General features: G+C 74.3%; 1 protein-coding gene. It reads right to left on the bottom strand.

Features of this window, described 5'->3' with window-relative positions; genetic code table 11:
• Positions 1-280, bottom strand: a 280-nt coding sequence (locus DEIPI_RS31495) for a sensor histidine kinase (protein ID WP_169737124.1), incomplete at both ends; no start/stop codon positions are given.

Here is a 280-nt window from a genome sequence, read left to right on the forward strand (position 1 = left end):
TCCTGGGCGGTGCTGCCGCGCCGGAACGGCTCGAACAGCGCGGCGTGGGCGTCCTCCACCCCGGGTCCGGTGTCGTCCACGAGCACCTCGACGTGGCGGTCGTGACGGACGACCGTGACGGTCACGCCGCCGCGCTCGGTGAACTTGAGGGCGTTCCCGACGAGGTTCTCCAGCAGCCGTGAGACGAGGACGGCGTCCACCGGCGCGGGCGCGCTCTCCCCGGCGAGGTCGAGGTCGAGGCCGCGTCCCAGCGCGAGCGGCTGGAGGCGGTCCACGACGT

The sequence above is a fragment of the Deinococcus pimensis DSM 21231 genome, from assembly GCF_000519345.1.
GTDB classification, from domain to species: Bacteria; Deinococcota; Deinococci; order Deinococcales; family Deinococcaceae; genus Deinococcus_A; species Deinococcus_A pimensis.